The sequence below is a fragment of the Candidatus Desulfatibia sp. genome, from assembly GCF_036446775.1.
GTDB lineage: Bacteria > Desulfobacterota > Desulfobacteria > Desulfobacterales > UBA11574 > Desulfatibia_A.
The window spans coordinates 1-7,881 of sequence record NZ_JAZFTO010000310.1 but is presented as its reverse complement, the minus strand read 5'-3'; the positions used below and the strand labels follow the sequence as shown (position 1 = coordinate 7,881).

Sequence of the window (7,881 nt, the reverse complement as noted above, 5' to 3'; positions counted from 1 at the left end):
CCGGTTCCGGATTTCGAACTAAAAATAAAGGGGGTGAGGTACGAAGAGCGCTTCGGATACGGCAAGGCATTCATGCTACTTTCGGTACTGCCCATGGTGAACAAGGTCCTACAGAGCATCGGTAGGGCCGTAAGAAGCGAGAGGGACACGGCATCCATAATCCTTCTGGACGACAGAACAAAATATCTCAAGTACTTCCCGGAAGGAATCCGCCACGAGATCCAGATTTTGGATTTGAATGCCATCAAAGACGAGGTCGAATGGTTTCATAAGCCCCGCTAAATCATAGCAACAAGGCAGTGGCAACGTCCCTCACAAGACCTATAACCGGGGGGGGATACAAACCAATGATAAGTATCACAATAGCGGCAATTGCCATTGGTATAATGGACGTAATATCTTCTTTTACTTTTGAATTGTCTTTTGGTTCTATGAAATACATATATCTCGCCAATCTTCCATAATAAACACAGGAGATTGCGCTGTTTATCACCAAAGACACTGCAAGTATGACCCCCATAGTATTGGATTTCATTGCCGCGACGAGCAGGACTAATTTACTGATAAAGCCTGCGGTGGGCACGATTCCCGCGAGAGAAATCAAGAAAATCAACATGAACGTTGCAGTAATTGGCGCTCTCCTTCCCAATCCAGCATAATCTTTAATATCATAACCAATCTGCTCGGAGACTGCAGCGACGGCGATAAAGGCCCCGCCCTTCATAAATAAGTGAACTGTCAGATGAAGCAAGGTAGCCGCAATCCCCAGTGCCGCCAAATCCCCCATGTTGAATGCCACTGCCAATCCAATGATGATATAGCCTGCCTGGGCAATAGTAGAATAAGCAAACATTCGCTTGATGTTTCTTTGGGCTAACGCAACAACGTTGCCCACGGTCATTGACAGAATAGCTAATACCGCCAAGATTAAACCCCATTCCACATGCAGTGTCGGCATTGCAACTACCAACACCCTTAGCAATGCAACGAATGCAACATTGATAATCCCGCCAGAGAGGAAAGCACTTATGGGTGCCGGTGCTCCGGAGTGTGTATCTGCCAGCCACATATGAAAAGGTACTATGCCTGTCTTGAACCCAAAACCACTTATCAGGAAAAATGAGGCGAGTAAAGCTAAAGAATGATTGTTTATGGTTAATGCACTGGCAATGCTGGTTGATCCGGTTGCCCCGTAAACCAGGGATATCCCAAATAATGTAATTGCAGAAAAGAATGCGCTAAACATAAAATACTTCATCGCTGATTCGCTTGAAATTTTCTTTTTTGTGAATGCTACTAACGGATAACTTGCAATGGCTGTAAGTTCGAAGCCGATGTAAAGGGTTATCAGATCACCGGAGGATGCGCTAATCATCATGCCCAATGTGGTAAACAGTACCAGGGAATAATATTCGGGTCGATCTCCCCATTTTTTTACAGGTTCTAATGAACATATTGTTACCAATAAAGAAATGCTGATAAAGAGAAGCTTAAATATCACAGCCAGCGGGTCGATGATAAAAAATCCGCTGAACAGCGTTGTATTAGCGTTGAATAGATTTAGGGTGAATAAAAAAGATAATATTAAGGCAAATATGCTCAGATGACCGACAATCCTGCCGTTTTTGAACATTCCAAGCATTAACGCTGTCAATGCAGCTGTGCAAACGATGGCCTCGGGGAGCATCAGCATGTAATTCATTGTCCGCCACCCAAAAGGAATATTATGCAGATTGAAAGGAATATCAGTACAAAGACTGCATTGGAGCTAACCACCTCCAAATGCTGGGGGATGTCTGGGTATCGGTCCCTTTTTTCCATGCCCACTATGATTTTCATAGCCGCAACAGGATTTCTGCTGAACCAGAGTAGAGCTGTGAAAAAGTTCAAAGCGACCCGTGTGACCATGTTTCCGACATCTGCCAATGGATTGTTGACAATCCACACGAACCATCCGGCACCTTTCCTATATAACCAATCCGCATCAAGCGTAATTGTCGGAGTACCTTTAACCTGCTTTAAAAGCAGGAAAAATCCTAATGCTGTAAATAATAGAATTTGCAAAGTCCCTACGATATGTCCCGCTGTGTACGGGGCAAAGTCTACAGAGTAGGGTAATATGTTATAAAGAGACTGGGGGTAGACGCCTATAAAAATGGACAAAAATGCTGCAATCCCCATGGCCAGCAACATATTTTTCGGCGGTTCTCTTGCATTTATTCCAGAGTCTTTTCCAAAGAATGTGAAGTAGGGCAACTTCAATCCGGTGTGAAGAAACGTGCCTGCTGAAGCCAATGTCAACATGAGCCATACGAATGCCATGTGCTCCCCGGCTGCAGCCGCTATAACCATTGATTTACTCACAAACCCACTGAAAAATGGAAATGCTGAGATGGAAAATCCACCGATCATATAAAGGATAAGGGTCACTGGCATCTTTTTGTGCAGGCCCCCCAATTCTGTCAGCTTGCTCTTCCCGGTGGTATAGATCACGGCTCCAGCACCCATCATTAGCAGGCCCTTATAGAGGATATGCGTAAATGCATGGGAGGCCGAACCGTTTACCGCCATCATGGTCCCCAACCCAACACCACTGACCATATATCCTACTTGGCTGATAATGTGATAAGAAAGTAATCGTCTGATATCGTTCTCAAGGACTGCGAAGACTACACCGTATACGGCCATTATCGCACCAATCCATATCAATGCTTCAGTTCCAGGGAATGCCCTGAGCAATACGTATATTGCTGTTTTGGTGGTAAACGCGCTTAAGAATATGATTCCTGTGACCGTCGCTTCAGGATACGCATCTGTAAGCCAGGCATGCAACGGCGGCACAGCGGCATTTAGCATAAATCCGATAAGTATGAGGTAGGAAGCAACGTTGAGATGCCTGACATCCATTTGCTCAAATAAGATAGACCCGGTACTATTGAACAGCAGCAAAATACCACTCAACAAACAAACACCGCCGAATACGTGCACTAAGAGGTACCGGAACCCGGCATTTAGCGATATCTTTGTCCCCCTGTACCAGATGAGCCAAACCGACGAAATAGCCATGAGTTCCCAAAATATGAACAGAGAAAGATAGTCCCCTGCAAAGACAACACCCAGGGAGCCACCAACATATAGCATGGCGGCAACATGCTGTCCGGATTCTTTCACATGAAGGGCATACAGATTTCCTATAAAGGCCATTATCACAAATACATAGCCAAAGACCATGCTCAGGTTATCGACTCTGCCGAGAATCAGATCGAGCCCAATGAAATCCATTACAAAACCGGTGCCACGCGGCATGTTTATGAGGTCTACAAATCCGACTAATGGAAGTAAAAGCAGGTATGCCTTTCTAACATTTCCGCGTAGTAAAGGCACCAGGAATGCCCCCAATATGAATATGAATGCAACCGGTACGTTAATCATAGTAATCCTCCGGCTTCATAAGCCAGTGCTTGCCAATGAATTTGGACACTACGATGATAAGGACACACGCCATAAACCCGTATACCGCACTAAAGCCCGGTACTCCCTCCCAGAAAAACGTGACATGCTCGCGGGGGATAAGGAAATCCGATAGGACTACGGCAACAAGGCATATTCCAAATAATATTTTTAATCGCTCCATGTTACGTCACACCCCGCATAACTGCTTTAGCCAGTTCTAAAAATAGGGATGGATACAGCCCCAGGATCACTGATCCAATGGCAGTCAATGTCAATGGAACCGTCACAAAAAGTGAGGGTTCTTTAATGGTGCTATCCCCTTCAGGCAATTCCTTGACAAAGGCCGTATAGACCACTGGAAAGAAATATGCTGCGTTTAGTATTGAACTTACTAAAAGCACTATCAGAATAGGAATCTGGCCTGCCTCTATGGATCCCAAGGCCAGGAACCATTTGCTTATAAACCCGCCTGTGAAGGGTATCCCAACCATGCCAAGTGAAGCTATTGCAAAGGCAAACATGGTTATAGGCATCTTCCTCCCTATACCGTTCATCTCGCTTATGTTGGTCTTGCGGGTAGCAATATAAATGGAACCGGCGCAGAAGAACAATGTGATCTTTGCAAAGCCATGGTTCACGATATGCATTACTCCCCCGATTATTCCACTGGGGCTAAGCAATGCGGCCCCGAGGACTATGTAAGAGAGCTGACTTATTGTAGAATATGCGAGCCTCATCTTGAGGTTATCATGTGTCAGTGCATATATCGATGCCAAAAGAATAGTGAATGAGACAAAGTACGCCAATATAATGCCCAGTCCTAATTCAGATAACAGGTCTATTCCGAATATGTAAAATATTATTCTTAAAATTGAAAATACCCCTACTTTAACCACTGCTACGGCATGCAACAACGCACTCACTGGCGTTGGAGCAATCATTGCCGTTGGAAGCCAGGAATGCAAAGGCATTATTGCAGCTTTAGTATAGCCAATAATAAACATAAAGAATATCAATGTCAAAAGTCCCCCGCCATGCCCTGCGAGAATGCCACGTTCTGAAAATTCCAGCGTGCCGGTTAGGCTATAAACCAGGACAATCGCTGTCAACTGAAAAATGATGGATGTGGTCAATAAATATCCAAAGTATTTTGTTCCGGCGCTTAATGCTCCCTTGGTTTCTTTATGAATGACCAACGGATACGTAGATATTGTCAGAATTTCATAGAAAATAAATAATGTCAATAGATTAGCTGCGAATGCTACGCCCATTGCAGAGGAAAGTGCTATTGCAAAACAGAAGAAATATCTGGTTTGAGCGTGCTCTTTAAGTGATCTCACATATCCTATTGAATAAACCGAGGTTATGATCCAGAGAAACGATGCGGTAGTCGCGAAGAGTATTCCGAATGCGTCAACCCTGAATTTTATGTCCAATCCCTTAAAGAGCGTAAACAGTGTGTACTCTATGATATCTCCGTTTAATATAATCGGCAGCATGGATGCAACAATCAGGAATTTGGTCAGCGCCGTGATGATGGTCACCGATTCCCTGAGATTCGGTTTCTTGCTAAATAACACTATTAAAAAGGCACCTATTAGCGATACCAGCACTGCCAGCGCCGGGGCCATTGAGACTATTGTTTGTTGCATTTTTGAGTTACCGCCTTCTAAGAGTTCCTATCTCGCTTAGATCTATGCTCCCGTGTTTGTTGAATATCAAAAGCAATATTGCCAGCCCGATTGCAATTTCTGCAGCGCCGACGGCTATAGCAAATATCACAATCAGCTGCCCTGAGATATCTGCCATATTTGCTGAGAAAGCAACCAGATTCAGGGTGGCGGTGTTCAGCATTATCTCTATGCACATTAAGACTTTGATTGCGTTCTTCTGTGTTATAACACCAAAAGCCCCTATACTGAACAGGATTGCTGAAACACCCAGAAAATAATCTATTGGTATCGTGCTATCCTACCTCCTTTTGAGGTCTTGCAATAAATATCGCAGCCACCATTGCGACCAGCAAAACCAGCGATATGAGCTCAAATGGAAGCACGTACGTGGTAAGCATTACTTTGCCTATTTCCTCTAATGAGTACACTGGCACAGTGCCTGCACTGAATGTTACTTTACTTGCGCTTAATGCCGTGATTATCAGTGCCATGAATACCGAGAATACGAAAATCTGCAGTATCAAGGTATTATTCACAATGCTGCTTTTCGCCTTGCTTTTCGTCAGCATTATAGTGAACAATATCATGGTGATTACCCCCCCTATATAGACGAGGACCTGTATTATCGCTAGAAACTCTGCACCCAGTAAAATGTAGAATGCGGCAATCATTGTAAACAACAAAGCCAGAAATAATGCGCTGTGCACTATTTCTTTCGATATCACGACCATTGCGGCACTACAAACTGCAATCAATGCAATTAAAAAAAACGCCTCGAGCATCTTTTACCCTTTTCTTCTAACTATTTCCATTATTTCATTGACGATGTCTGTTAAAGACAGAATGCCACGTAATACTTTTTTGTCATCTACCACAAGCAGCCTGGTGAACTCCTTCTCCTTCATGACCGTTGCCGCATCCTTTATCGTCATGTTCATGTCGACGCTTTCCACGTGGCCCGACATTATATCCTTTGCCGTTACTTCGTTGAAGTCTTTTCCAAACGCTTTGACTATATCTATCTCAGAGATTATCCCTATCGGCTCGTTTTTCTCTGAAATTACAGCGACTCCGTGCACGTGCCCTTCTACCAGTACTTGAATCACTTCTGTGACCGTATCTGTCTCTGGCACCGTTATTACGCCATAAGTCATCAAATCCTTTACCAGCATATCCTCAATTTTCTGCTCCATTTCAACCACTCAAGTTTTTTAATAAATCGGTTCTTTCGTACTCTGCCAACTCAAAATCTTCTGTTAGCTCCAAAGCCTTTGTCGGGCATGCTTCCTCGCACAGGCCGCAAAAAAGGCATTCTCCTATATTTACAGTGTAGTCGTAGTCCTCTATATTCTTTGTTTTCATCTTGTTTTTCTTTAACTCGATCTTAATTGAACCATTTGGACACATGTTCGCACATACTCTGCATACAATACATTTGCCCTTATCTAATTTATGCATACCTCGCATATTCGGAGACTTTCTCACAGCCCGGGGGTATTCTATGGTTATTGGTTTTCTGGTTAATGCATACTTGATTGTCAACATCAAACCATTGATTATCCCTTTCATGTCATCACCATGCTTGCCGCACCGACTATTGCGATATTCAATAAACCTATAGGTATTAAAAACTTCCATCCAAGAGCCAAAAGCTGATCTATCCTGACTCGGGGCAATGTGCCCCTTATCCATATGACTGTATAAATTATGACGAATGTTTTTATCAGGAGCCAGACAACGCCTGGCAGAATCGGACCATTCCATCCACCCAAAAAGAGGAGCGCGATCAATGCGCTTGCGGCGAACAGGTGCATGTACTCTGCAAACATAAAGAATGCGAACCGCATGCCGCTGTACTCTATGGTGTACCCCGCAACAATCTCACTCTCTGCTTCGAGCAGGTCGAAAGGCGTCCTTCCAATCTCAGCCAATGAGCCCACGAAGAATATGAAAAAACCTATCGGGATCAGGAGGATATTCCATTTAGGTATGAAGCCAAATAAAAGCCCCTGCTGCGATTCCACAATCTCACCTATATTCAATGTTCCCGTGACCAACGCCACGCTCAATACTGCCAAAACCAGCGGAATTTCATAAGTTATCATCTGGGCTGCCGACCTCAGGGCAGAAATCAGTGCGTATTTGTTCTTTGACGACCAGCCGGCCATCATTACGCCTAGTGGAGCTATCGTTGAAATTGCAAGTATGTACAGCAACCCGAGTTCCATGTCAACCAGGACAAGGTACTCGTTTAATGGGATAGCGACAAACATCAAAAGGGTGGGCACGAAAACGACAATCGGTGCTGCAACATAAACCCACCTGTCTACGTTTTTCGGGATTATGTCCTCCTTCAAAAAGAGTTTTATGCCGTCTGCTACGGGTTGGAGTATCCCGTGGAATCTTCTACCGCCCGTTTCCATTGGGCCGAGCCTGATCTGTATGTCTGCGAGAACCTTTCTCTCCATATATGTGAGTACGAGAACAGCCAGCGATACAAAACCAAGCAGTATGGCTCCCTCTATTACGTATATGCCCAGGTTCAATAGGCGCAGCGAAAATGTGCTCTTAAGGATGCTGTATGCCCCCACCTGCTCCAGCACATATACTATCATATCATAGAGGTTGTTCAATTCCATTTTCTTCACCGATCAACTTCGCCCATGATCATATCCAACGAACCGTTTATTGAGACAAGATCAGCCAGTTTCCCCCCTTCAGCCATCTTCTCCAGAGAAGCCAGGTTGCAAAAGCA

11 protein-coding genes are annotated in these 7,881 nt (G+C 44.3%); 1 reads left to right on the top strand and 10 read right to left on the bottom strand.

The genetic code is table 11. The features are described from left to right. On the top strand, positions 1 to 282 hold a 282-nt coding region (locus V3S16_RS14530; protein WP_413886173.1), incomplete at its 5' end, for a helicase C-terminal domain-containing protein. A gap of 1 nt (position 283) precedes the next feature. Here V3S16_RS14530 and V3S16_RS14525 read toward each other — a convergent pair. Genes V3S16_RS14525 through V3S16_RS14480 form a run of 10 tightly spaced genes read right to left on the bottom strand, consistent with a single transcriptional unit; the run spans position 284 to position 7,869 of the window. Then, positions 284 to 1,702 (bottom strand): NADH-quinone oxidoreductase subunit N, encoded by a 1,419-nt coding sequence (locus tag V3S16_RS14525; protein ID WP_413886171.1) that lies wholly within the window; start codon positions 1,700 to 1,702, stop codon positions 284 to 286. Next, positions 1,699 to 3,432 carry a Na(+)/H(+) antiporter subunit D gene (locus tag V3S16_RS14520; protein WP_413886169.1) on the bottom strand — a complete coding sequence of 578 codons (1,734 nt, stop codon included), beginning with the start codon at positions 3,430 to 3,432 and terminating at the stop codon, positions 1,699 to 1,701. The genes V3S16_RS14525 and V3S16_RS14520 overlap by 4 nt, the downstream gene beginning before the upstream one ends. After that, entirely contained in the window at positions 3,425 to 3,634 is a 210-nt protein-coding gene (locus V3S16_RS14515) for a hypothetical protein (protein WP_413886167.1), read from the bottom strand. The genes V3S16_RS14520 and V3S16_RS14515 overlap by 8 nt, the downstream gene beginning before the upstream one ends. 1 nt (position 3,635) lies before the next feature. Next, complete coding sequence (locus tag V3S16_RS14510; RefSeq protein WP_413886165.1) at positions 3,636 to 5,105, bottom strand: monovalent cation/H+ antiporter subunit D family protein; 1,470 nt, start codon at positions 5,103 to 5,105, stop codon at positions 3,636 to 3,638. A 7-nt stretch (positions 5,106 to 5,112) separates the two neighbouring features. Continuing rightward, positions 5,113 to 5,409: an NADH-quinone oxidoreductase subunit NuoK gene (nuoK, locus tag V3S16_RS14505; RefSeq protein ID WP_413886177.1), complete on the bottom strand. Its 297-nt coding sequence runs from the start codon at positions 5,407 to 5,409 to the stop codon at positions 5,113 to 5,115. Positions 5,410 to 5,419: 10 nt separating this feature from the next. Beyond that, on the bottom strand, positions 5,420 to 5,908 hold the full coding sequence (locus V3S16_RS14500) for an NADH-quinone oxidoreductase subunit J (protein ID WP_413886163.1): 489 nt from the start codon (positions 5,906 to 5,908) through the stop codon (positions 5,420 to 5,422). Between the two features lie 3 nt (positions 5,909 to 5,911). Continuing rightward, positions 5,912 to 6,319: a CBS domain-containing protein gene (locus V3S16_RS14495; RefSeq protein ID WP_413886161.1), complete on the bottom strand. Its 408-nt coding sequence runs from the start codon at positions 6,317 to 6,319 to the stop codon at positions 5,912 to 5,914. 1 nt (position 6,320) lies between these two features. Then, positions 6,321 to 6,695: a NuoI/complex I 23 kDa subunit family protein gene (locus V3S16_RS14490; protein ID WP_413886159.1), complete on the bottom strand. Its 375-nt coding sequence runs from the start codon at positions 6,693 to 6,695 to the stop codon at positions 6,321 to 6,323. Beyond that, entirely contained in the window at positions 6,692 to 7,765 is a 1,074-nt protein-coding gene (nuoH, locus tag V3S16_RS14485) for an NADH-quinone oxidoreductase subunit NuoH (protein WP_413886158.1), read from the bottom strand. The genes V3S16_RS14490 and nuoH overlap by 4 nt, the downstream gene beginning before the upstream one ends. A gap of 5 nt (positions 7,766 to 7,770) precedes the next feature. Beyond that, positions 7,771 to 7,869: a hypothetical protein gene (locus V3S16_RS14480; RefSeq protein ID WP_413886175.1), complete on the bottom strand. Its 99-nt coding sequence runs from the start codon at positions 7,867 to 7,869 to the stop codon at positions 7,771 to 7,773. Positions 7,870 to 7,881 lie beyond the last annotated feature (12 nt).